Genomic DNA, 24,685 nt, shown 5'->3' with positions numbered 1-24,685 from the left:
AGTCGTAAGTCGTAAGTCGTAAGTCGTAAGTATAAGGCTTTTGCAGGTATTGTGTCGTGCTCTCTATCTATTTGATTATAATCAAATAACCTTAAATATCAGTATTGACGTTAGCTTGAGCTCGTGATTGGTGTGGAATATTAATGTTATTCTTAGGTTAAACTCATATTGTGCTTCTAACTGAGATAGAAAATGCCTGATAAGCCATATATACCAATAGCATGTGCAGATTATGATATTTATGAAATTGCCATAATGCATAATAAAAGGCTGAGGGTAAAGTGGATGACAGAGCAGGGGATGATTCAATCTGAGAGTTTAATTCCTCAGAAATTACAGATAATAAATAAAGCGGAATATTTAATTGTTGATTCTAAAATAACAGATAAAATAAGGCTGGATAAAATTCAACAAGCAGCAATAATAGAAAAATAATCTTTTGACTAACGACTAACGACTAACGACTAACGACTAATGACTAATGACTAATGACAAATAACTTCATCTTTGATGCAACTCCTGAAAATTTTAATGAACTGGTGTTAGGAAATTCTGTTCGAGGTCCTGTAATGGTAAATTACTGGAGTCAAAATGCAGGCCCATGTATGAAACTCTGGCCAACGCTTGAATTTCTGGTTAAAGAGTACGAAGGGCGCTTTTTACTCGTAAATGTAAATACAGATAAATATAAATCATTTGCACAACAGGAGCTGGGTATTGTAAGTGTGCCCACATTGCAAATATTTCATAATCAGCAAGTAGTTGATGTAATGCATGGTGCTGAATCAGAACGCAGTATCCGTAACTTATTGTCCCGTCATTTGCCCAGATCATCTGATACCTTACTGGTTGAATCTGTCAGAATGTATAATGACAATAAACCGGATGAGGCAATTGAAGAGTTAAAAAAATTGCAGTTATCTGATCCTGAAAATCCACGAATAGCCACTTCTATTATTAAACTAATGTACCGCGAGTCGCGTTTTGAAGAGATGGAACAATATATTAAAACCCAGTCCTCGGTTGTGAAAAATAATGAAGAGATGATTAGCCTTTTAACGCATTCCAAACTTCAGGTGGCCGCTGCTAAGGTTAAAGATATTGATCAGTTAAATGCTGATATCAAATCGGATAATAATAACCTTGATTTGATATACCAGTTAGTTGCCATGGACGCATTAAATAATCATCTGACAGATGCACTGGATCAGTTATTAGAAATGTTAAAAATGGATGCAACGTATCAGGATAATCTTCCTGCCAAAACCATGGTGTTGTTGCTCAAATCACTCGGAAGCGATTCTGTTGAGGCGAAAAAATATAGATCTAAAATGATTGATATATTGTCTGTGTGATAAATGGAATGCTTGCAATTGCCCTGAAACAGACATACATTCAGTTTGATTTACAGATTGTTTTTTTGCTCAGTTAATACTCATATTCACTGGGGATGGACCGCGCTTTTTGTGCTCCGTCCCCTTGCTGATGCCATCAAGAGTATTATCGCGTTGGCTCTCTATACTGTCAGCTCCTGGTGGTATGGCTTAAGGGGACAGAGCTGGAAAGATGCTCTGTCCCCGAGGGGAATGTTTCACAGCAGCGTTTACATTCATCAGTAATTTAGTCCGATTTATATCTACTTATTGCTAATAGCCGTAATTATAAATTGCTTTATTAGCATTGATCCTAACTCATCCATCAAGCTTGGCACCTATCCTGCAACCTATCTCCTAATAGTAGGTTTTAGTCAAAAAAACGTCGGGAGTAAATATGACTCAAGATATGGTAATGCAGCTAGCAAGTCAGACTTTATGGGTTGCAATAAGTCTTGCAGCGCCTTTGTTGCTGTCAGCATTAACGGTGGGTTTGCTTGTAGGTATGTTTCAGGCTGCAACTCAGATCAATGAAATGACGTTGAGTTTTATTCCTAAACTGGGCATTCTGGTTGTGGCTTTACTAATATTTGGCCCTTATATGCTCAGTACCATTGTAGATTTTACCCATACTCTTATAAGTGAAATCCCCTCAAAACTGGGTTAGCTTATGTTAGTGCTCACCACGGAACAAATTGCAATCTGGCTAGGAAGTTTTTTCTGGCCTTTTGTGCGTATAGGCGCAATGATGATGGCAGCTCCTGTGTTCGGTGCTCGTATGATGCCTGTGCGTATTCGTATTACGATGGCAGTGGCTGTTAGTTTTTTAACGGTTCCTTTAATTCCTCAGGTTCCTGCAGTAGACCCGATTTCATTTTCAGCTGCAGGTATTTTATTTCACCAGATTCTAATTGGTGTCGCCACCGGCCTTATTATTCAAATGGTATTTCAGTCGTTAGTTATAGCGGGTGAGGCTATTGCAAATGGAATGGGTTTAGGTTTTGCACGAATGGTAGACCCTGCAAATGGTGTGCAGGTTCCTGTTATATCCCAGTTTTTTGTCGTTATGGCTACCTTACTTTTTGTTATTTTAAATGGTCATCTTTTACTTATTCAACTAATGGTGCGTAGTTTTGAAATATTACCCATTGCTGAAACAGGCTTGTCATTGCCGGCTATGAAAGCGGTAGCAAACTGGGCCAGTCAGATGTTTGTTGGTGGTTTGATGGTTGCATTGCCTGCGGTAACTGCATTATTGGTTGTTAATATTTCAATGGGGGTTATCACCCGTGCAGCACCTCAGCTTAATATTTTTGCCGTAGGTTTTCCTTTAATGATATTACTGGGCTTTATATTCCTGGCTGCAACTTTGCCAAGTGTCTTTTCTCTATTTACACAAATGTTAATGGATAGTTTTGAGTCTATTACTGAAATTATGGAGATGCGTTAATGGCTGAGTCAGAGTCAGGGCAGGAACGCTCCGAAGAACCCACCCAGAAAAAAATAGAAGATGCCAAAAAGAAAGGCCAGATAGCCCGTTCCCGTGACTTTAATACCATGGTTATTATTGCTCTGGCAGCAACAGCTCTAATCATGATAGGGCATGTAATGGTGTCTGATCTGAGTGAAATAATGAGCCGTAATTTACAGCCAGCCCGGGAAGATATTTTTGACCCGCGTGGTGTGGTGCGCTGGTTTTATGCTGCCATTCTTGATGGTGTCTGGTTACTGGTACCATTTTTTGCATTGATGTTTGTAGGCGCCTTGTTTGCACCTATCAGTATTGGTGGCTGGGCATTTAGTTTTGAAACCATTACACCGAAACTGAGCAAACTAGACCCAATTAAAGGCATGAAAAAAATATTTTCGGTTAAAGGTTTAGTCGAATTAATTAAAACCATGGGCAAGTTCATTCTGGTTGCGGCTGTCGCACTGATTGTGATCCGACTCAATATGAGTGATTACCTTGAGCTGGGAAATATGCCGATGAAGCCTGCGCTGGTTAAGGCTGGTGAGCTGGTGACATGGGCATTTTTACTGGTGACCATTGCATTGATGATTATTTCAGCGATTGATGTGCCTTTTCAGATCTGGGATCACAAAAAACAGATGAAGATGACCTTGCAGGAAGTCAAGGATGAGATGAAAGACACGGAAGGTAAACCGGAAGTTAAAGCAAAAATTCGTCAGACCCAACGTGAGATGGCTGAAGCCCGGATGATGGATTCGGTGCCGGATGCAGATGTGGTAATCACTAACCCGACTCACTTTGCAGTGGCTCTGAAATATGACCCTGAAAACATGCGAGCGCCCCTTGTGCTGGCGAAAGGGGCTGATCTTGTGGCAGCCAATATTCGAAGGGTTGCCAGTGCAAATGAAATTTTATTGCTCGAATCACCACCTTTGGCACGGGCCTTGTATCACACTACTGATATAGGCAGAGAAATACCCCATGGTCTCTACGTAGCGGTCGCTCAGGTACTGGCATACGTATTCCAGTTACGGGATGTACAAAAAAATGGCGGCGAAAAACCGTCACGACCTGAGACGGAGATACCGGAAGAATTTGAAAAGTTTGTAAATATGCCCGGGGATGCTCCGCTTGAACCGTAAGCCGGGTGTGCTGTAGTTAATGTTTTCAGTCAATCGAGTGGGTAAATAGAACTCGAAAAGCGTAACAAAAGAGTGAAAGAAGATGGAAGCAGTCGTAAATAATATTCAAAATATGTGGCGTCAGGGGTTAATGGCTCCGATTGCCGTCATTGCATTACTGGGTATGTTGATTATACCTTTGCCTCCCATCGCGCTGGATTTATTTTTCACACTTAATATATGTCTTTCAATTGTGATTGTGCTGGTGAGTGTTTATGCGCAGCGACCTTTAGATTTTGTTATTTTCCCGACGATTATTCTTGTTGCAACTTTATTTAGACTGGCCTTGAATGTGGCCTCTACACGAGTTGTATTACTGGAAGGTCATACTGGTACCGGTGCTGCAGGTCAGGTAATAGAATCTTTTGGTGAATTTGTAATCGGTGGTAATTATGCAGTAGGTTTAGTTGTATTTGCCATTCTGGTTATTATTAATTTTGTAGTGGTTACTAAAGGCGCAGGTCGAGTTTCAGAAGTAAGTGCACGATTCACTTTAGATGCGATGCCCGGTAAGCAAATGGCTATCGATGCGGATTTAAACTCAGGTATTATTGATCAGGAACAGGCAAAAAGTCGTCGTGAAGAAATCGCTGCAGAAGCCGATTTTTATGGTTCGATGGATGGTGCCAGTAAGTTTGTTCGAGGAGATGCAGTAGCAGGCATTTTAATTTTAATCATTAATATTGTGGGCGGCTTTGCAATTGGTGTTGGTCAGCATGATATGGCACTTTCAGATGCGGTTAGAAATTATACGCTATTAACAATTGGTGATGGTCTGGTTGCACAAATTCCATCGTTGTTACTCTCAAGTGCAACCGCAATCATTATTACCCGTGATTCGAATCGACAGGATCTGGGTACAAAAGTTAAACAACAGATGTTTTCAAACACTAAGGTGTTATGGGTAACGGCAGGAATTGTTGGCATTATGGGTTCAATTCCAGGCATGCCAAACTTTGCCTTTTTAAGCATAGCTGGTGTTTTAGTTATGACAGCAAAATGGATGGATAAAAATAAACAGGAAGAAGAATTGCAGCAACGAGTTCAGGTAGAAGAAAAGCCTGAGGTTGCACCAGAACAGAAAGAATTATCATGGGATGATGTGCAGCCTGTAGATTTAATTGGTCTTGAAGTAGGTTACGGTTTGATTCCTATGGTTGATAGTAATCAGAATGGACAGTTATTAAATCGCATTAAAGGTGTACGCAAAAAATTATCTCAGGAACTGGGTTTCCTTATTCATTCAGTACATATCCGTGACAATTTAGATTTAAGTCCAAACGCATATCGTATTACTTTAAATGGCGTTCCTGTCGGTGAAAGTTCAGTTCACCCTGATCGGGAAATGGCGATTAATCCCGGGCAGGTTTATGGCCAGCTTCAGGGAATGCCAGGTAAAGATCCTGCATATGGTTTAGATGCTGTCTGGGTAGAGTCGGGTATGCGAGATCATGCACAAACTCTGGGTTATACCGTAGTGGATGCAACGACTGTTGTTGCAACGCATTTAAACCAGATACTCCATGATAATGCTCAGGAATTATTAGGTCATGAAGAAGTGCAGCAACTACTGGATAATCTGGCATTAAAATCACCTAAGCTGGTAGAAGATCTTGTGCCTAAATTACTACCACTTAGTGTGGTTGTTAAAGTGATGCAGAATTTATTAAGTGAAGGAGTTTCTGTTCGAGATATCCGCACGATTGCAGAAGTATTAGCTGAAAATGGTGCGTTTACACAAAATCCAGTTGAGCTGACAGCAATTGTTCGAATTGCATTAGGTCGATCCATTATTCAAAAAATAAATGGCATGGAACATGATCTTCCTGTTATTACATTAGAGCCATCGCTTGAGCAGTTATTAATGCAGTCAGCTCAAAATGCCTCAGAAGGTTCAATTGGCGTAGAGCCAGGTTTAACTGAAAGAATGTTCAAGTCACTTGAGCAGGTGGCTGAGCAGCAGGAAATGGCAAACCAGCCAGCAATTTTAGTTGTGGCACCACCATTACGTTTATGGTTATCACAACTTGTAAAACATTCTATCGCGGGTCTGAATGTTTTGTCTTATAGCGAAATTCCCGATAATAAAAATATCAAAGTAGTGGCATCTGTTGGTGCTGATTAATAATTTGAAAAAACTAACGATACTTAATCGTCAGTTAATTGAAAAGAATAAAATAGTTGGAGAATTAACATGCAGGTAAAACGATTTGTTGCAGACGATATGCGAACTGCAATGCGACTGGTAAAAGCAGAAATTGGATCTGATGCTGTTATTTTATCTAACAGGGTTGTTGATGGAAAAATTGAAATACTTGCGGCCCGTGATTACGATGAAAGTCTAATTAATAAAGCGCTGGATCAAACGCTGATTGAAAGTAAACCGAATAGTGCAGCGGCTTATTATGAGCGAGCTGCAGCTGAAAGAGAAATACAGCAAAGTGAACTCAACTCGGTTGATGCACCTGATACAATTAATCACATAAGTGAGCTTGCTGAACAGCAGGCACCTGCCCAGCAAGTTGCACCTGTAGAAGAGGTCGTTACAACTGAGGCAGTTGCAGAACTTACTGAAGATACAGCTCATCAGGCAGCCGGTTTGTATCAGCCTCCAGTACAGATGCAGCCTCCTTTCACTGATAGTATGGTGGAGATGCGTGATGAATTAAAATCACTGCGTGCAATGATTGAAAATCAACACGTATTGGGTGAATGGAAAGAAATGGCTACCAGACACCCATTACGCGTTTCATTGTATAAACGTTTAACTGAAATGGGTTTAAGTCAGGACGTATGTAAATATCTGGCCAAAGGGCTGGATGATTCGATTGATGTGGAACAGGCAATGCAAGCGGCATTAAAGCAACTGGTTCATCAGATACCGATAGCAGGTGATGATATTTTAAATCAGGGGGGCGTCTTTGCGATGGTTGGCCCAACAGGTGTGGGTAAAACCACAACCATAGCTAAACTGGCGGCACGTTTTGCTATGCAACACGGGCAACGTCATGTGGCATTAATTAGTACTGATACATATAGAATAGGGGCGCATGAGCAATTAGTGACATACGGTCGTTTGCTTGGTGTACCGGTGCATTCCGCCAATGATGCTCAGGAGTTACAGCAGTTATTACACAAATTACACGATAAGAAACTAATTCTGATTGATACCGCAGGCATGAGTCAGCGTGATATTGATATTAGTCAGCAACTGGCACATTTAAGTCACCCGTCATCTATGATCAAACCTTATCTTGTATTATCGGCAAATGCACAGATATCCACACTGGATGAGGTGATAAGTGCATTTAAAAAAGCCAGTCCGGCGGGTTGCATTTTGACTAAACTGGATGAAGCAGCCAGTTTAGGTGGGGTATTAAGTGCCATTATAAAACATCGACTTCCTGTCGCTTATGTAAGTAATGGACAGAAAGTACCTGAGGACATAGAACCAGCGCGGGCACGAGAATTAGTTGATGATACGCTTGCTCATTCTAAGCGCTATAAACAAAGTATTGATGATGAGTTTATGGCTGTTGCGTTTACTAACGCGATAGGCCATGCTCCTTTATAAATTAACGATTTAAGATTAAAGACATATTATTTAATGATTGACCAGGCAGCAGGCATAAGACGAATGGCGTCAACAAAACCAGTACAGGTAATTGCGGTAAGCAGTGGCAAAGGAGGGGTTGGTAAAACCAATGTCTCAGTGAATTTGTCACTTGCTATGGTCGCAGCAGGGCAAAATGTATTACTGCTGGATGCGGATTTAGGTCTGGCAAATGTAGATTTATTGTTAGGCTTACGTGCTGAATATAATTTATCTCATGTTATCTCGGGCGAACGAACGCTTGAAGAAGTTGTTGTTAAAGGCCCTGAAGGTTTGAATATTATTCCTGCAGCATCAGGCATGCAAATGATGTCCGAATTAAGCCCCGGGCAACATGCGGGTGTGATTAGAGCATTTAGTGATTTAAGTATGCCGGTGGATGTTCTGGTAGTGGATACAGCTGCAGGCATTTCTGATGGTGTAGTGAGTTTTGTAAAAGCAGCGAATGAAGTGCTTGTTGTGGTATGTAATGAACCTACATCTCTAACGGATGCGTATGCCCTGATTAAAGTGATGTCAGAAGATCATGGTGTCCATAAATTCAATATACTGGCCAACTCAGTTCGTGATCCGCAGGAAGGGGCTAAGCTCTTTAAAAAGTTAATTCGAGTAACCGATTATTATCTTGATGTTACGTTAAACTTTATGGGTGCGGTTCCTTATGATGAGTATCTGGTCAAATCAGTAAAAAAACAGAAAGCAGTATTGCAGTCATATCCGCAGAGCCCCTCTTCGCTGGCTTTCAGAAAGCTGGCTAAAGTAGCCATGGCCTGGCCGGTTCCTGAAAGTGCCTCTGGGCATCTGGAGTTTTTTGTAGAAAGACTGATTAAATTTAGTGCAGCTGGTTAGCAGGAGTTGACTATACTTTGTTAATGAATGCGGCAAATACCATGTATACAGAGGTTCAGAAAGATCAGCGTGATCAGCGAATTATTGAGCACGTTGGGTTGGTAAAGCGTATTGCTTATCATCTGGTTGCCCGGTTACCTTCCAGTGTTCAGGTGGATGATTTAATTCAGTCCGGCATGATCGGTCTGATTGAAGCAGCAAAAAATTACGATCCTTCTCAGGGTGCCAGTTTTGAAACCTATGCGGGCATTCGTGTGCGTGGTGCTATGTTAGATGATGTACGTCATGCTGACTGGTCGCCCCGTTCCTTACACAGAAAAATGCGGCAGGTACGAGAAGCCGTCCATGATATAGAAAATGAAACCGGTCGTGATGCAAAAGATCAGGAAGTTGCTGACAGGCTGGAAATTTCGCTGGATGATTATCATACTATCAGGCGTGATAGTTCAAATGCGCAGATATTTAGTCTGGACCAGACGGATGATGATCCAGGTCAACAAAGTCGACTTAAGTCATCACAGAGTGAGCCATTTGAAATATTGCAGGATAGTAGTTTTAAAAAAAATCTTGCTGAAGTCATTGCGACACTTGCCGAGCGGGAACAAATGGTGATGTCGTTATATTATAATGAAGAATTAAATTTAAAAGAAATAGGCCTGGTGCTGGAGATATCGGAATCAAGGGTATGCCAGATACATAGTCAGGCACTTAAAAATATACGTAGTAAAATGGGCGACTGGATTGCATGATTACAAAATAGATCAGGATTAGTAAAATTCTTCTGATCATTATGGAGTTATAGAATAACAGTAAATAAGTCATTGGTTGCAGTGAGTTTTTTTCAATTCAGACTGGAAAAAACTCAAATGTCTGCCAGAATCAATGTAAACATAAACTATAGACACTGAGGGTATCCGCCTTGGATAAAAATATGAAAATCCTTATTGTGGACGATTTCTCCACAATGCGGCGAATAATTAAAAATCTGCTTAGAGATCTGGGCTTTAACAATACAGAAGAAGCGGATGATGGTAATACCGGGCTTCCCAAGTTGCAGTCGGGTAATTTTGACTTTCTGGTCACCGACTGGAATATGCCGGGTATGACAGGTATTGATCTGTTACGCGCTGTACGCGCAGATGAAAGATTGAAAACACTTCCTGTATTAATGGTGACAGCTGAAGCTAAAAAAGAGCAGATTGTACTGGCTGCGCAAGAAGGGGTGAATGGTTATATCGTTAAACCCTTTACAGCTCAAACGCTCAAGGAAAAGATTGATAAAATATTTGAACGTATAGATAACGCATCTTAGAAGGTTAGGAATTTTTATGGAAGTAACGCCTATTAATCGAGACCTTCTGCTGGAAAAAGCTCAGGAGTTGATTGCAAGCCTTGAATCACCTGAAACCAGCGATGAGCAGCTCGAAACCCAGATTGATGAAATAAACACTTTTAAAGATAATCAGCTGTTTCAGGAACTGGGTAAAATGACCCGGGATATTCATGATTCTATAATGAAGTTCCGAATGGATTCACGTATTTCAGATCTTGCAGAAACGGATATCCCTGATGCTAAAGACCGCCTTGAATATGTCATTACAATGACAGAAAAAGCGGCTAATACGGCTATGGGAGTTATCGAAGAGGGCAGTCCGGTAGCTGAAAAGTTATCGACAGAAGCCGGGGTCTTAAAAGCACAGTGGCAGAAATTTCGTAAGCGTGAATTATCTGCGGATGAACTTCGTTCTATGGGGAAAGATGTAGAAACTTTCTTTGATGAATCAGAAGTGATGATGTCCAGATTGCTTTCCGGTTTTACCGAAATACTAATGGCTCAGGATTTTCAGGATTTAACAGGGCAAATTATTCGTCAGGTTATTAATCTGGTAGATGAAATTGAAACGAATCTGGTTGAATTAATAAAAATACAGGGTGAAACGCAAGCGAAGGAAGAGCCGGCGAAGGAAGAAGAAATGAAACTTGATGGGCCACAGGTTCCAGGTAAAGAAACCTCGGACGATGTTATGAAGGGTCAGGATGATGTTGATGACCTGTTAGCAAGCCTGGGCTTCTAGTCTGGTGGTTATTAAACTTACTTTTACAGGTTCATTTCGGTGTTAAAAACCTGCGTAGTAAGCGGAACAATTAAGTAATTAGCGATAATAAATTTTAAATTAGCAAAGGCTATAAATGGCAATTGATCTAGATGATGAAATACTTCAGGACTTTCTGGTTGAAGCTGGTGAGATTCTTGAGTTATTAAGTGAACAGCTGGTAGAACTGGAAGAGTCTCCAGAAGATGCTGATTTGCTTAATGCTGTGTTTCGAGGTTTTCACACCGTTAAAGGTGGTGCGGGCTTTTTAGCGTTAGATCCAATGGTTGATTGCTGTCACGTCTGTGAAGATGTATTTAATGTACTGCGTAATGATGAACGTAAAGTTAGCCCCGGCTTAATGGACTGTGTATTGCAGGCGCTGGATGCGGTACAGATTATGTTTGCAGAAATTCAGGAGGGAGATGATCCTACTGCTGCAACAGAGCAATTGCTTGCTGATTTAAAAGTATATGCTGTTCCTGGTGATAGTGAGCCTGGAGGGGCAGTATCAGAACCATCTGCTCCTGCTCCGGTTGAGGAAGCTGCACCGGCTCAGGATGAGGCTGATCAGGATATAACAGATGATGAGTTTGATGCCTTGCTTGATGCAATGGATGAAAAGGATAAAACCGAAGAGGTAGCGGATGCCGGTTCGGATAGCTCTGACATTACCGATGATGAATTTGAATCGTTATTAGACGATCTTCACGGTAAAGGTAAACACGGCGGTGGCAAGCCGATTGAGGACGAAAAACCAGCAGAAGCACCGAAATCTGATGCCGGAGAAACGGCTGATGATTTAATGACTGATGATGAATTTGATTCAATTCTGGATCAGATGCATGGTAAAGGTAAAGGGCCAACTGCAGCAGATACACCCGCAGCAGAAAATAAAGATGAACCAGCAAAAGAATCAGCTGGTGATGAATTAATTACTGATGATGAATTTGATGCCATTCTGGATCAAATGCATGGAAAAGGTAAAGGGCCTACGGCTGATAATCCTGCCGAAAAAGCGGCTACACCTGAAGTAGCTGCGGAGAAACCTAAACCTGCGGCACCTGCCCCTAAAAAAGAACCCGCTAAAGCAAAAGCGCCGGCCAAACCAGCAGCAGAAGCTTCGGTTCGTGTCGATACTGAGCGCCTTGATGAAATGATGAATCTGGTAGGTGAGCTGGTGCTGGTTCGTAATCGCCTGCAAACACTTCGCTCCACCATGCAGGAGGGTAAGCTGACTCATGCAATAACTAATCTGGATATGGTTACTGCCGATTTACAGACATCGGTAATGAAAACTCGAATGCAGCCAATTAAAAAAGTTTTTGGCCGTTTCCCTCGAGTTGTAAGAGATTTATCCCGCTCAATCAACAAAGAAATAAAACTTGAAATGATGGGTGAGGATACCGATTTAGATAAAAATCTGGTTGAAGCACTGGCTGATCCATTAGTGCATCTGGTGCGTAATGCGGTAGATCATGGTATTGAGTTACCCGGCGATCGTGAAAAGAAAGGTAAACCACGGGTGGGCACGGTTATATTAAGTGCGACTCAGGAAGGTGATCATATCTTATTAGCCATAGAAGATGATGGCGCAGGTATGGATCCGGAAATATTAAGAACTAAAGTAGTAGAAAAAGGCCTGATGGATGAAGAGGCCGCTGCCCGTATGGATGATAAAGAATGTTTTAATTTGATCTTTATGGCCGGTTTCTCTACTAAAGAAGAAATATCAGATATATCTGGTCGTGGTGTGGGTATGGACGTGGTTAAAACACGTATAACCCAGTTAAATGGTACTCTGGATATTGATTCTGTTTTAGGTAAAGGTACAACGCTCAGTATTAAAGTACCTTTAACACTGGCTATTTTGCCAACATTGATGATTGCTATGGGTGAGCATACATTTGCTCTGTCACTGGCGAATGTAAATGAAATATTTGAACTGGAAACTCGCAAGACGAATGTAGTTGATGGCCAGTTAATGGTTATGGTGCGTGAAAAAGCGGTGCCTTTATTCTATTTATCTAACTGGTTGTTGAAACCCGGTGAAGAATGTACCTCGGGTGATGGTGTCGGTCAGGTTATTATCGTATCTGTGGGTAACCGTCTGGTAGGGCTGGTAACTGATTCTGTTATTGGTCAGGAAGAAGTTGTGATAAAACCACTGGGTAAAATGTTACAGAATCTGGCAGAATTTGCGGGTTCAACGATTACCGGTGATGGTGGCATTGCTTTAATTATTGATGTGCCCAGTTTATTGAAAGCTCGCGCAAATTATTAAATACAATTAAATAAGATATTTATCCTTAAGCAGTAATCAGATACTCTTCTTATATGCTTAGATAATCTCAGGAAATTTAAATGGCAATACGAGTGCTAATCGTCGATGATTCCGGTTTTTTCCGTCGTCGATTAACGGAAATTTTAAATTCCGATCCGCAAATTGAAGTCGTTGAAACCGCCCAGGATGGCAAAGACGCGATTGATAAAGCAAGAACTTGTCGACCTGATGTCATTACCATGGATATAGAAATGCCGGTAATGAATGGTATAGACGCTACCCGTGAAATTATGAAACAGCGGGCTGTTCCTATCATTATGTTTTCATCTTTAACTTATGATGGAGCCAAGGCAACTCTGGATGCGCTGGAAGCCGGGGCAACGGATTTTCTACCTAAGCGTTTTGATGATATATCAAATGATAAAGCAGAAGCCCGAAATATATTATGTTCTCGCGTAAAAGCATTAGTCTCACCCTCTAAACTTAGACCAACGAGTTCCAGTGCATCTGCACCTGCATCATCAAGAACCTCATCAGCTCCTGCAGCACCTCAGCGGCAACCAGTTGCCCCTAGGGCTGCGTCACCATCGCGCCGAACAAGCAATAAAGCATTTAAACCATCAGATTATGATCTGGTCGCCATTGGAACTTCTACGGGCGGCCCGGTTGCATTGCAGGAAGTATTAACCCAGTTACCTGCCAGTTTCCCCTTACCTGTTTTGCTGGTTCAGCACATGCCCGCTACGTTTACTGAAGCGTTTGCAGCGCGTCTTAATCAGCAGTGTAAAATTGAAGTACGTGAAGCCAAAAATGGTGATTCACTTAAACCAGGTATTGCTTTGTTAGCCCCGGGTGGTAAGCAGATGAAGCTTGAAAAGCGAGCAGGGCGGCTTCTGGTGCGAGTTGAGGAAGAAACTGATCCTATGCAGAACTATAAACCTTGCGTAGACGTCACCTTTGCAACCGTGGGTAGTGCAGTAGGAAATCGAATGCTTGGAATTATTCTAACGGGCATGGGCGCGGATGGTAGTGTTAGCTGTAAAGCGCTTCAAGCGCGTGGTGCGAGTATCTGGGCGCAGGATGAAGCGACCAGTGTTATTTATGGTATGCCAGCGGCTGTAGCTGGAATTGCGGAACAAATTTTGCCGATGAAAGAAATCGGCAAGAAACTTGCTACTAATACCTAGTATGGATATCTTGAGTATTGTCGGGCTCGTCATAGCTTTTGTCGCTATCTTAAGCGGCAGTGTGCTAGAAGGCGGTCATCTCGGCCATTTATTTCAGTTAACAGCGTTTGTCATCGTAATAGGTGGCACGATTGGCGCTGTCCTGGTACAAACCACGCTTCCAACTTTCTGGCGCTCAATGGTGATTGTGCGTTGGGTTTTTGTCACCCCCCAAATTGATCTTGATGAAACGATAGATAAAATCGTTAACTGGAGTCAGTTATCCCGTAGAGAAGGTTTACTCGCATTAGAAAATGCATCTGAAACAGAAACAGACCAGTTTTCACGTAAAGGTTTGCAGATGTTAGTGGACGGGAACGAGCCTGAAACTATTCGTGATGTGATGGAAACAGAGATTAATACGATCGAACACGAGGATATGCTGGCAGCAAAAGTATTTGAATCGATGGGTGGGTATAGCCCGACTATCGGTATTTTAGGTGCTGTGTTAGGTTTAATTCATGTTATGAATAATCTGGCCGATCCTGAAAAGCTCGGTAGTGGAATAGCAACCGCGTTTGTAGCAACCATTTACGGTGTAGGCTTTGCCAACTTAATATTGCTCCCAATGGCAGGTAAATTAAAAACACTGGTAAAACGTCAGTCTGTGCAATTTGAGATGACACTTGAAGGAATTGTCAGCATCTCTGAGGGTGAAAACCCCAGAAGTTTACAGGCTAAATTGCAAAGTTTTGTAGGCAGAACATAATAGAACAATGAGACGCCGTGGCATAACAGATACTGAACCTGCTGATTCAACTGATCGTTGGCTGGTGTCCTATGCTGATTTTATAACCCTGTTATTTGCCTTTTTTGTTGTAATGTATTCCATTTCAAATGTGAATATGGGCAAATATCGAGTATTGTCTGACTCAGTCATGACTGCATTCAGTGCGCAATCAAACTCTCCTTTTCCTATCGGCTCTCAATTAGGCGTTTCTGTTCAACGCGCACCTATTGCTGTTGGTTTAATCGGTCAAACTGGCTGGGTTTCTATGGAGGAAACGGCTGCGTCACTAGATAAGCGGCTGAAGCAATGGGTGAAAAAAGGCATGATTGCCGTTAAAGGTAATGAAAAATGGCTGGAAATAGAAATTAAATCCAACCTGTTATTTAAATCGGGTGATGCGGTATTATCAGCCGATGCAGCAAATATTTTGTCTGAGTTAACAGCCGTTATCGGCACAACAAAAAATCCATTATATGTTTCAGGTTATACCGATGATGTGCCAATCAATACCGGGCGTTACCCGAGTAACTGGGAGTTATCAGCTGCACGATCAGCAAGCGTAGTCAAACTACTGGCACAAAAGGGCATAAATCCGGCTCGTATGGGTGCGATTGGTTATGGTGAATTCAGACCGATCGTCGCCAATGACTCTGTTACAAATCGACAGAAAAACCGTCGTGTGGTCATTCGGGTGATGACAGGTGAAGATATGTTTGCTGGTTCAAGCCCGTTTGCAGATTCGGAAGTAACCCCGGCAGTTTCACCAGAGTCAGTGCCTGAAATACCAGTGACTACGTTACAGGGTCCTGAACCCGTACGCTCAATCTTTGGAGCGCCCTGATATGAAAATCTGGGCAACAGCTAATCAGAAAGGCGGCGTGGGCAAAACCACTTCTGCAGTAAACCTTGCTGGGGTTATGCAAAAACGAGGGCATAGAGTTTTATTAATTGACCTTGATCCCCATGGCTCGCTTACCAGTTATTTTGGACTTGACCCGGATGCGATTCAGGATAGTGCTTATGATTTGTTTCAGCAATCATTAAAGAAAACCTTAAACACCAGAACAACTATCCATAAAACTCGTTTTAAGGGGCTGGATTTCATTCCCGCATCATCTGCACTGGCAACACTGGATCGCCAGTTAGGCACTAAAGATGGCATGGGGTTAGTGGTTAAAAAGTCACTATCACAGGTTACAGAATTTTATGATTTAGCCATTATTGATTGCCCGCCAATGTTGGGTTTATTAATGGTTAATGCGCTGGCCGCCTGTGAAAGATTACTCATCCCTGTGCAAACAGAGTTTCTGGCATTAAAAGGCTTAGAGCGTATGGTTCACACCCTTTCAATGATTCAGAAAGCGCGTAAAAAAGAAGTTTGTTTCAGTATTGTGCCAACGTTTTATGATCAGCGTCTTAATGCTTCAATAGAGACATTAGGCACGCTTAAAAAACAATATAAAGAAACGATCTGGGACGGTGTTATTCCCGTTGATACACAGTTTCGAGAAGCTAGCCAGAAAGGCATTCCTCTAACGATAGAGCGTATTAGCAGTAGAGGCGGTAGAGCTTATTCTCACCTGCTCGATTATTTGCTTGAACTGGATGAAGAGTCCAGTATGTCAGTGGCAGGGGATATTAATGTATGAGTGAAGCCAGTAAAAAAAATACCGAGCAGGATCAGGCAATACATGAATATCTGCAATCGTTATTATCTGAAGTAGCCGAAGACGAAGAGTCATTTGCTGAAGCAGAAGCTGCGAAAGTTGAGTTAACGCCGGTTATAAAAGCTGAAGTAAGCCGGCCTCATGAAGAACCTGAAAAATCACCATCTGTCGTTGGTCTGGATCAGCTGGTTGCTGAAGTACCCGATGTGCTTACGCAAACAGTGGCAGAAATAAAGACAGATGTGCAGCCTGAAATAAAAACTGAGACTGAAGTTGAATTACAGTTAGAGCCTGAGGAAGAAGTACCTGAATCAGGTGTGCCTGAATGGGCAGAATCACGATTCCAGTGTTTATTGTTTAATGTTTCAGGCCTGAAAATGGCTGTACCACTGGTTAAATTAAACAGTGTGATTCCATGGGATGAAAATATAACAGAAACACCAAATCAGACAGACTGGTATTTAGGCCTGGTTCAGCATTTGCAAAATCAGGTTAAAGTAATTGATACCGCATTATTGGTAATGCCAGAAAACCGTCACAAAGTACTTGAAAATAACTCCGAAAATCGACTCGGGCATATTTTGCTGGTTGATGATTATAAATGGGGGCTAGCCTGCACCAGTATTGGTGATGTTATCTGGTTAGATAAAGATGAAGTGAAATGGCGTAAAAATAAAAGTACCCGAGCATGGCTGTCAGGCACTTCATTAGAGCACTTATGTGCAATTATGGATACGGAAGTATTCGCAAAAATGTTAACTAAAACGGATTAAAGCCCGTATATAAAGGCTTTTAGCTGTAAGTCAGTGTTTAGTAGTATATGGCTAATAGGCATGTGAAAAACAAAGTGCAATGAATTGATATTCATCAGTTACTTTAAAATTCCTTAGCAGCTGGCGTTTATGGCTATCTGGTCTAAAATAAAATTAGGATAAATTAATTTATCAGTTGCTTATAAATGCGAGCTGATGGTTAACTTATCTTTGGGCAAATAAAACTGGCATATAAACTGCAGTAATTATAAATAAGTGGAGCACTTGATATGAGTGATAATAACGAGAATGTTGACCACAGACAGTGTGTGACATTCCGGTTAGATTATGAAATTTATGGCATCAATGTGATGTTAGTACAGGAAGTTCTTAGAGTAACTGATATTGCACCTGTACCTGGCGCTCCGAATTATGTAATTGGAATTATCAATCTACGCGGCAATGTGGTTACAGTAATTGATACACGCATGCGATTTGGATTGCCGACTAAAGAAATGGATGATTCCACACGTATTGTCATTATTGAAGCGGAAAATCAGACGGTAGGTATCGTTGTTGATGGTGTTTCTGAAGTTGTTGATATCTATGCGAATGAAATTGAAACTGCACCAAATGTAGGTAATGACGAAACAGCCCGATATATTGAAGGGGTTGTAAGCCGAAATGAAGAATTGTTAATTCTTGTGGATTTAAACAAGCTTCTAACAGATGATGAATGGTCGGATATGTCCGGCTTCTAAATCAGGGTTTACTCTCCGTCAGACATCGTGTCTATAAATGGAAGAACGGAGAGTAAAATGAATGCACTAATTATCTTATTATCAAGTTTGATGTTTTTAATGTCTCTGGCATTATTTATTTATACAAAAAAACAACTAGCATCTTTTCAGCAGTCTATTCAGGCAACAATTCAAACGAATCAGGTTAGTCGTGAGCTTACAGCATTAAATGCAGGTTCATTTGGTCTGGGTGAGCGTTTTATAAAACTTGAGAAACAGATGCAGGAACTGGCTGCAAAAATAGATGAGGTTTCTAGTGATATGAATAGTAACTCGCCTTATTCATATGCTATTGAACTGGCTCAAAAATCAACACCTGCAGAAAGTATCGCAGAGTTATGTCATATAAGTCTTACAGAGGCTCAGCTACTGGTTATGATGCATCAGCAACAAGCGGCATAATAAACTTAATTTTGTTTTAATTTTTCAGGCAGGTTTTGCAATTAAGGATTGATAAAGATTTACCGTGAAAAATATATGTCGGTTTAAAAAAATAAACCACACTGTGAAATAATTATATGTTTTGCTAAGCTAAATTAACAAGAATAAATATTCCCAACCCTCATGTCTTGTCTTTGATAATAATCAATTTTTCATAAAGTTCTAAAAATAAGAATGATTCATGAGTGGCCAAAGTTTGTCTTAAATCATTTTAAAATCATTCAGGTGTGCGACTAATTGTCACACTGTAATTTTTATAAGTCTGTTCATGCTATTGTCTTTATCTTCTGATAGAAAATAAATAATAAGTTTATTTGTCTGTTTTTTACCGTGTTTTTTGTTTATAAATGCGGATTAAAAAATACAGTTTAATTAAATAGATAAAGGTTGTTTCGTATGAAAATGTATTCAGTTGCTCCTCTTGCTTTGGCTGTAAGTCTTTCCCTGGGTGTGTTATCGGGATGTAGTAGTTCAGGTAGTAGTTCTACCGATGCCAGCATTAGCGGCACTATTGTCGCTGCACCGATAAATGGTGCAGATGTTAGTGTTGTTGATGGGAGTGGCAATGTTGTAGCCGGCCCTGTTCAAACAAATGATGCGGGCCAGTATACGTTAAGTATTCCTGAAGCAAGCCTGACACAGGATCTGATATTAAAATCTAGCGGTGGAACATTTAATGACGAAGCAACGGGTAGTAACGGAAATGCGGGTGAAATGCTTGCTTATGTAGTTGCTAACTCACTAAGTGATGGTGGTAGCGTTTGTGCTACACCGGGTTCAACTATTATTGCAAATATGGTGATGAATCAGAGTATGGATATGACTCAGGCGCAGACGGCATTTCAAAATGCATTTGGTTATACACCGGATGTGACAATTAATCCTGTTGATGCAACAGTTACAAATGCAGATGCAAGTGATGAATCTAAACTGGCGGGTTTACGTGCAGCCGCTTTTAGTCAGTTGGCGATGGATCTTGGATTGAAGGTGGGGGATGTTCAAGACCCTGCCTTTATTGCTGAACAGTTTGATTTGTTTACAGCCCTTGCAGATGACTTATCTGTTGGTTCACTGGATGGTGTTGGATCAACTGGTGCTGTTAATGTAAGTGCTACCGTACAACTTGAAGCAAATATACAAAATCGTTTCTCAATGGCACTGGTTAATTTCCATGATAGTGGACAAATGGGCGATACTCACTCAAATGATCTAACAGGTTTAACAAGTGATCAGATCGGTAATGTTCCTTTTGCTAAAGTGGCATTAACTGACACTTATAAAATTGTTTATTCACCAATTGGTATGGGTGAAAAAGCAGGAAAAACAAAATTTACATTGACAGTTACTGATATTAATAATCCTGGTGCGGATACATCTGGACTTTCCATTGCTATTAAACCAATGATGCATATGGCAGCTATGACACATACATCAGCTATGCCTGAGGCTAATGCTGTAGTTGATAATAACGATGGTACATACACTGGTACTGTTTATTATGTAATGACTACTGCTATGAATGGTTTTTCTATGGGGTACTGGGACTTAGCTGTAACTATCGATGATACTGAGACAGCTAATTTTTATCCAAATGTGATGATGGCAATGGGTGATACAACTCTGACTAAACTTAAAGGTGTAGATGACCAGGTTATGTCTATGGTTACCAATAGCATGGAAGGCCGTACCTATTTTGTCTTTAAAGATGATTTAACAGGTGATTCAGGTTCGTATGATCTAAGTCTGTTTCTTGCCACTAAAGAAAGTATGGATAATTTTCCTGCACTAACAACTGGTCTTATACTTAATCAAGGTAATATGATGAGTGAGTTAGCTGTTGATTGCCCTAATATTGTTGTAAGTGTTTCAGTTAATGATGGTTCATGGAATCCAGCTGCATCGGATTGTACTGATGGTCTATGGACTATAGGTGTAACATTAAATGATGGAATGGGTGACGAGAATAAAGTTCGAGTTAGATTAACTGTTAACAACGAAGTTAAAACAACAGATGGTAATATTTTGGATATTATAAATCCTGAACCTACTAATGCTGACTTACAAACTTTCACTATAACTCCTAATCCAAGCATGAGCATGTAGGCAGTAAGTGTGAAGAAACTAAACTCCTTAGCCTGTGGTAAGACACAGGTGATTTTAGGCCTCCTTCTGGGGGCCGCTTTTTTATTTAGTGCACCGGTTCAATCAGCTTCCTGTTGTGGTGGCGGCGGTGCAGCGACATTAGTTCTGCCAAAATTCTTTGATAGTATGTATGACGTATCTGTTGGGTATGAACAGTATCATGGCTTCTGGAATAAAGACGGTGAGCACCTTGATGATCCGCCAGGGTCAGATTTGAATCAGTTTAGAATTACTCCCGGTTTTGCAAAACGTATAAATGATAACTGGCAGGCAAGTATCGTTATGCCTTATGTATGGAATGATAATAAATATGCCGGTTTAGAATCTAAGACGAATGGTTTAGGTGATGCCACTGTTGGTTTCTGGTATGAAAATTTTGATGATATTAAATGTGTTTATGCCGTTAATAGTATAGAAGATTTAACCCCGGCAGCTTACTTTGGGGCAAGTTTAACTATACCCACAGGCATCTCACCCTATGATAATGTGCAGAATAGTTTCGATATAACCGGTAGAGGTTTTTACCGTCTTGATGCAAATATGTTGATAGATAAAACCGTGTTTCCATGGGGGCTAACATTAAATCTTTCATATGGGACGTATTTAGAGCGTGACGTGAACCGTGAATATGGAAATTATGTAGAACCTTATAAACGTAAATTAGGTAATCGCTTCTCCGGATCTTTGGGTTTTTCCTACAGTAAAACACTGGAAGAACTAGATACACTCACTTATACCGTTACCTATGCAGCGTTAAAAGAAGATGAGGCAACTATAAATGGTGCTGTTGACCCAACATCAGGTTTCGATACTCAGTCAGTATCTCTGGCTGTAGCCTATTCAACAATGGCCAAAGACTGGATTGTCAGAGCTTCATTTAATCACTTACCAAGTAGTGATGGTTTAGGTTCTAATTTTCCGGTGACGGATACTATAACAATAGGGGTGAGTTATGTTATTCCTTAGGCCACTATTAATTATTTCAATTTTATTACTATCGGCCTGTGCAGACGTGTTTGATGATATAAATCCATCAGGTTCTGATGAGCGTGGTGATTATAACTCCTCAACCGTTGGTTATCACCCTGGAGAAACAGCACCTGACTTTGCCGTTTTTGATACATTAAATAACCCTTTTTTAATGTCTGCTGAACTCGTTGGCTCAGATGCGATCGTGGTGTATTTTACGATGTGGTGTCCGATATGTGATAGCCATATGTCACATATGAGAACGAATATAATTCCTAATTATCCCAATGTGAAATTTTACTTTATTGATTATGTTTCCGGTGTTGTAAGCGTAGCCAGATCCTCGCAGTTGGATAGTGGATATGGCGCATCCAATGTGCTGGTAGATGACCTGAATCATACGGTAACGAATTTATACAGTGCGACGATGGGTAGCACAATTGTTATTGATAGTAATACGATTTTACAAATGAATGAAGATTATAAAGACGGCCGTAAGTTACAAACGGTGCTTGATGCATTGCCTTAAGTTACTATTGAAATAAAGTTAATATGAGTGAAAAAATGAGTGTTATTGGTTTAAGAAATTTGATTGTATTTTTGTTAATTTTTTTTTCTAATACGGTATATTCAAATAAAGCTCCTGATTTTATTTTACAGGGTGATGACTCAGTAATTAAATTGTCCAGTTATAAAGGTAAGGTTGTTTATCTTGATTTCTGGGCGTCATGGTGTGTGCCCTGTCGTCGGTCGTTTCCATTTATGAATGAGATGCAGGAAAAATATTCAGAAGAAGGGCTTAAAATAATTGCCGTTAATCTGGATACGGAACGGGAGAAAGCAGCTCGATTTTTAAAGATGATTCATGCTGATTTCAGTATTGCTTATGACCCGGAGGGTAGAGTGCCCGAAGATTATAAATTATCTGTTGTTCCTACCTTTTATTTAATCAGCAGGGAAGGTGATATTGTTTATAAACATAAAGGCTTCAGAAATTCACAGAATGATGAGCTGGAAGCTATGATAAAACGGGCACTTTCAAAAACAAAATCGCAGATATCTAGTCTGAATTAAATCGTTGATTTTCAGCTGTGTGATTTTTAGGTAAGCGTTACCCTGCTTTTGTCACCCATTCATCAAGAAGATCAAATAGCTGATACTCCAGTATGGGTTTAGTAATACAGGCATCCATTCCCGCTTCGATAAATGACTGTTGTTCATTGGGTAGGGCATGAGCTGTTAAAGCGATAATGGGTGTTTTATTATCAGGGTTGTTTGCGCGTAAAGTTCTAGTGACTTCAATGCCATTAAGTTCAGGCATACGAATATCCATAAGAATTAGATCGTATTTATTGTTTTGAGCTAAGTTAAGTGCAATTTTGCCATCTCCAGCTTCTTCCACAATAACATGTTGTTGATTAAGTAAGGTGCATATCAACTTACGATTAATAGCGTTGTCATCAGCGACTAATACGCGTAATCCCTTATACAAATCATTCGCATTATCTATACTAGCTTCAATAAGTGTAGGTGTTGGCAGTTCATGCGTTATGGTGACGGGTAATTTAATCCAGAAAATAGTACCTTTATCTACATTATCTTTTACGCCGATAATTCCACCCATTAATTCAATGAGTTGTTTTGAAATAGCCAGCCCTAAACCGGTGCCTGAGTCAGGTTTGTAGATTGAATCATTCGTCTGGTTGAATGCTTCAAATACATGTGTATGCTCATTCTGAGCAATACCTTTTCCAGAATCGATTACTTCAATGATTAATTCATGTGAGTTGTTGATGCTTCGTATCTCAGCAGTTAAGTTGACGCAGCCATTGTCAGTGAATTTAATCGCATTACCGATAAGGTTAGAAATAATCTGTCTGAATCTGAGCGGATCGATAATGATATTATCATTGATCGAGCCTATTTTTTGATACGTCAGTTTAAGCGATTTTGAATTTGCGGCTTCTGAAAACAGGCGTATTACTGATTCTAAAAAGTCGTTGATATTAACAATCTGGGTTTTAAGTTCGATTTTTCCAGATTCGATACGAGAAAAATCGAGAATATCATTAATAATATTGAGCAAGTCTTTCATTGAGGTATTAATAGTATCTACATACTCTGCCTGCTCTTTATCAAGCCGGGTTTTTGATAGCAAATTAGTGAAACCAACAATTCCATTCATAGGTGTGCGAACTTCATGGCTCATATTAGCTAAAAACAAACTTTTTGCTTTATTTGCTTTTTCTGCCTGATCTTTAGCTTTAATTAAATTTTCTTCCTCATTCTTACGTACACTAAAACCCTGGCCTGTGCCTTCAACACCAATGACATTACCTGCCTGATCAAGTAAAAATCGAGCGTTGGTAGACAGCCATACAGTTGAGCCATCTTTATGTTGTAGAGTAAATGGATACTGTTCTACATAACCATTGTTTTTCGTTAATGCGTCTATAAACTTGTTACGTTTATCTGGATCGACATAAAAATCCGTAGTTTTTTGCCCTATGAGTTGTTCAGCAGTATAACCAAGTAGTAATTCAACGGAGTCGGAAACATATAATACGACCCCGTTAAGGTCGGTTCTATAGTATGTCTCCTGAAGATTGTTCATTACGCCTTTTAATTCACGCTGAGATGAATTCAGGCTTTTCTCAATAACTTCATTTTTTTCCAGACCATCTGCCAGTATGACCATATTGTTTTTGAGTTTTAAAGCCGTCTTAAGCCAGAGGGTAGTGCTGATAATTGTAGTGAAAATAAATAGTACGAGACAAGTGATTAAAATTGTCATAATTCTTCCTGGCTGAATGAGTTGACGATTATATGCTTTTTTAATTATGTGGAAGATTATACCTCATGACCGTATTTTGTGCGTAATCAGGCTTGATTATGGGGGATACAGCCCGAAAAACTCTTATCAAAAAGTGTCATTTGATCTGTTCATATTGATCAGGGAATTGAAAGACTTAATCTGTAAGTAAAATCGTTAGTTTGAGGGTATTAGTTAAGTTTAATAAAATTATTTTTAAGCTGGTTATGGAGAGGGTTTTATCAAATTTCAGTTTAATTTTCATCATTATTGTGATCTTTA

General features: G+C 40.3%; 24 protein-coding genes. 23 read left to right on the top strand and 1 reads right to left on the bottom strand.

All coding sequences use genetic code 11. The features are described from left to right. The first annotated feature begins 192 nt into the window (after nucleotides 1-192). From DIZ80_13675 to DIZ80_13565, 23 genes are all read left to right on the top strand, one after another. The gene (locus tag DIZ80_13675) at nucleotides 193-435 is read left to right on the top strand and encodes a hypothetical protein (GenBank protein RDH81161.1); all 243 of its coding nucleotides are present in this window, start codon (nucleotides 193-195) and stop codon (nucleotides 433-435) included. A gap of 53 nt (nucleotides 436-488) precedes the next feature. Continuing rightward, nucleotides 489-1,355 (top strand): hypothetical protein, encoded by an 867-nt coding sequence (locus DIZ80_13670; protein RDH81160.1) that lies wholly within the window; start codon nucleotides 489-491, stop codon nucleotides 1,353-1,355. Between the two features lie 415 nt (nucleotides 1,356-1,770). After that, nucleotides 1,771-2,040 (top strand): flagellar biosynthetic protein FliQ, encoded by a 270-nt coding sequence (fliQ, locus tag DIZ80_13665; protein ID RDH81159.1) that lies wholly within the window; start codon nucleotides 1,771-1,773, stop codon nucleotides 2,038-2,040. 3 nt (nucleotides 2,041-2,043) lie between these two features. Continuing rightward, entirely contained in the window at nucleotides 2,044-2,823 is a 780-nt protein-coding gene (gene fliR, locus DIZ80_13660; protein ID RDH81158.1) for a flagellar biosynthetic protein FliR, read from the top strand. Further along, the gene (gene flhB, locus DIZ80_13655; GenBank protein RDH81157.1) at nucleotides 2,823-3,986 is read left to right on the top strand and encodes a flagellar biosynthesis protein FlhB; all 1,164 of its coding nucleotides are present in this window, start codon (nucleotides 2,823-2,825) and stop codon (nucleotides 3,984-3,986) included. Before fliR ends, flhB begins: the two co-directional genes overlap by 1 nt. 82 nt (nucleotides 3,987-4,068) lie before the next feature. Continuing rightward, entirely contained in the window at nucleotides 4,069-6,150 is a 2,082-nt protein-coding gene (flhA, locus tag DIZ80_13650; GenBank protein RDH81156.1) for a flagellar biosynthesis protein FlhA, read from the top strand. 69 nt (nucleotides 6,151-6,219) lie between these two features. Further along, entirely contained in the window at nucleotides 6,220-7,599 is a 1,380-nt protein-coding gene (flhF, locus tag DIZ80_13645) for a flagellar biosynthesis protein FlhF (protein ID RDH81155.1), read from the top strand. 33 nt (nucleotides 7,600-7,632) lie between these two features. Next, nucleotides 7,633-8,487 (top strand): cobyrinic acid a,c-diamide synthase, encoded by an 855-nt coding sequence (locus DIZ80_13640; GenBank protein ID RDH81154.1) that lies wholly within the window; start codon nucleotides 7,633-7,635, stop codon nucleotides 8,485-8,487. Nucleotides 8,488-8,510: 23 nt separating this feature from the next. Further along, nucleotides 8,511-9,236 (top strand): RNA polymerase sigma factor FliA, encoded by a 726-nt coding sequence (gene fliA / locus DIZ80_13635; GenBank protein RDH81153.1) that lies wholly within the window; start codon nucleotides 8,511-8,513, stop codon nucleotides 9,234-9,236. 170 nt (nucleotides 9,237-9,406) lie between these two features. Next, a complete protein-coding gene (locus DIZ80_13630; GenBank protein ID RDH81152.1) occupies nucleotides 9,407-9,799 on the top strand; it encodes a chemotaxis protein CheY in 393 nt (130 codons plus the stop codon). A gap of 16 nt (nucleotides 9,800-9,815) precedes the next feature. Further along, on the top strand, nucleotides 9,816-10,562 hold the full coding sequence (locus tag DIZ80_13625) for a chemotaxis protein CheZ (protein RDH81151.1): 747 nt from the start codon (nucleotides 9,816-9,818) through the stop codon (nucleotides 10,560-10,562). A gap of 115 nt (nucleotides 10,563-10,677) precedes the next feature. Continuing rightward, the gene (locus DIZ80_13620) at nucleotides 10,678-12,864 is read left to right on the top strand and encodes a chemotaxis protein CheA (GenBank protein RDH81150.1); all 2,187 of its coding nucleotides are present in this window, start codon (nucleotides 10,678-10,680) and stop codon (nucleotides 12,862-12,864) included. A gap of 80 nt (nucleotides 12,865-12,944) precedes the next feature. Then, complete coding sequence (locus tag DIZ80_13615; protein ID RDH81149.1) at nucleotides 12,945-14,051, top strand: chemotaxis response regulator protein-glutamate methylesterase; 1,107 nt, start codon at nucleotides 12,945-12,947, stop codon at nucleotides 14,049-14,051. A gap of 1 nt (nucleotide 14,052) precedes the next feature. Beyond that, nucleotides 14,053-14,799 (top strand): flagellar motor protein, encoded by a 747-nt coding sequence (locus DIZ80_13610; GenBank protein ID RDH81148.1) that lies wholly within the window; start codon nucleotides 14,053-14,055, stop codon nucleotides 14,797-14,799. A gap of 7 nt (nucleotides 14,800-14,806) precedes the next feature. Next, nucleotides 14,807-15,661 (top strand): flagellar motor protein MotD, encoded by an 855-nt coding sequence (locus DIZ80_13605; protein ID RDH81147.1) that lies wholly within the window; start codon nucleotides 14,807-14,809, stop codon nucleotides 15,659-15,661. Nucleotide 15,662: 1 nt separating this feature from the next. After that, the gene (locus tag DIZ80_13600) at nucleotides 15,663-16,469 is read left to right on the top strand and encodes a cobalamin biosynthesis protein CobQ (protein RDH81146.1); all 807 of its coding nucleotides are present in this window, start codon (nucleotides 15,663-15,665) and stop codon (nucleotides 16,467-16,469) included. After that, the gene (locus DIZ80_13595; protein ID RDH81145.1) at nucleotides 16,466-17,260 is read left to right on the top strand and encodes a hypothetical protein; all 795 of its coding nucleotides are present in this window, start codon (nucleotides 16,466-16,468) and stop codon (nucleotides 17,258-17,260) included. The genes DIZ80_13600 and DIZ80_13595 overlap by 4 nt, the downstream gene beginning before the upstream one ends. A gap of 269 nt (nucleotides 17,261-17,529) precedes the next feature. Further along, the gene (locus DIZ80_13590) at nucleotides 17,530-18,000 is read left to right on the top strand and encodes a chemotaxis protein CheW (protein RDH81144.1); all 471 of its coding nucleotides are present in this window, start codon (nucleotides 17,530-17,532) and stop codon (nucleotides 17,998-18,000) included. Between the two features lie 57 nt (nucleotides 18,001-18,057). After that, on the top strand, nucleotides 18,058-18,441 hold the full coding sequence (locus tag DIZ80_13585; GenBank protein RDH81143.1) for a hypothetical protein: 384 nt from the start codon (nucleotides 18,058-18,060) through the stop codon (nucleotides 18,439-18,441). 435 nt (nucleotides 18,442-18,876) lie between these two features. After that, nucleotides 18,877-20,583, top strand: coding sequence for a hypothetical protein (locus DIZ80_13580; protein RDH81142.1), 1,707 nt, complete (start codon nucleotides 18,877-18,879; stop codon nucleotides 20,581-20,583). A 9-nt stretch (nucleotides 20,584-20,592) separates the two neighbouring features. Further along, nucleotides 20,593-21,588: a hypothetical protein gene (locus DIZ80_13575; GenBank protein ID RDH81141.1), complete on the top strand. Its 996-nt coding sequence runs from the start codon at nucleotides 20,593-20,595 to the stop codon at nucleotides 21,586-21,588. Beyond that, nucleotides 21,575-22,120: a hypothetical protein gene (locus DIZ80_13570; GenBank protein ID RDH81140.1), complete on the top strand. Its 546-nt coding sequence runs from the start codon at nucleotides 21,575-21,577 to the stop codon at nucleotides 22,118-22,120. Before DIZ80_13575 ends, DIZ80_13570 begins: the two co-directional genes overlap by 14 nt. Before the next feature lie 23 nt (nucleotides 22,121-22,143). Then, nucleotides 22,144-22,665, top strand: coding sequence for a hypothetical protein (locus DIZ80_13565; GenBank protein ID RDH81139.1), 522 nt, complete (start codon nucleotides 22,144-22,146; stop codon nucleotides 22,663-22,665). Between the two features lie 37 nt (nucleotides 22,666-22,702). Here the strand turns inward: DIZ80_13565 and DIZ80_13560 are convergent, their stop codons facing one another. Then, on the bottom strand, nucleotides 22,703-24,385 hold the full coding sequence (locus DIZ80_13560; GenBank protein RDH81138.1) for a hypothetical protein: 1,683 nt from the start codon (nucleotides 24,383-24,385) through the stop codon (nucleotides 22,703-22,705). Nucleotides 24,386-24,685: the final 300 nt, after the last annotated feature.

The organism is endosymbiont of Galathealinum brachiosum, assembly GCA_003349885.1.
In the GTDB taxonomy this organism is placed as follows: Bacteria; Pseudomonadota; Gammaproteobacteria; order SZUA-229; family SZUA-229; genus SZUA-229.
Note: the sequence above shows the minus strand (reverse complement) of the source record. Positions and strands in the feature narration are given on the sequence as shown.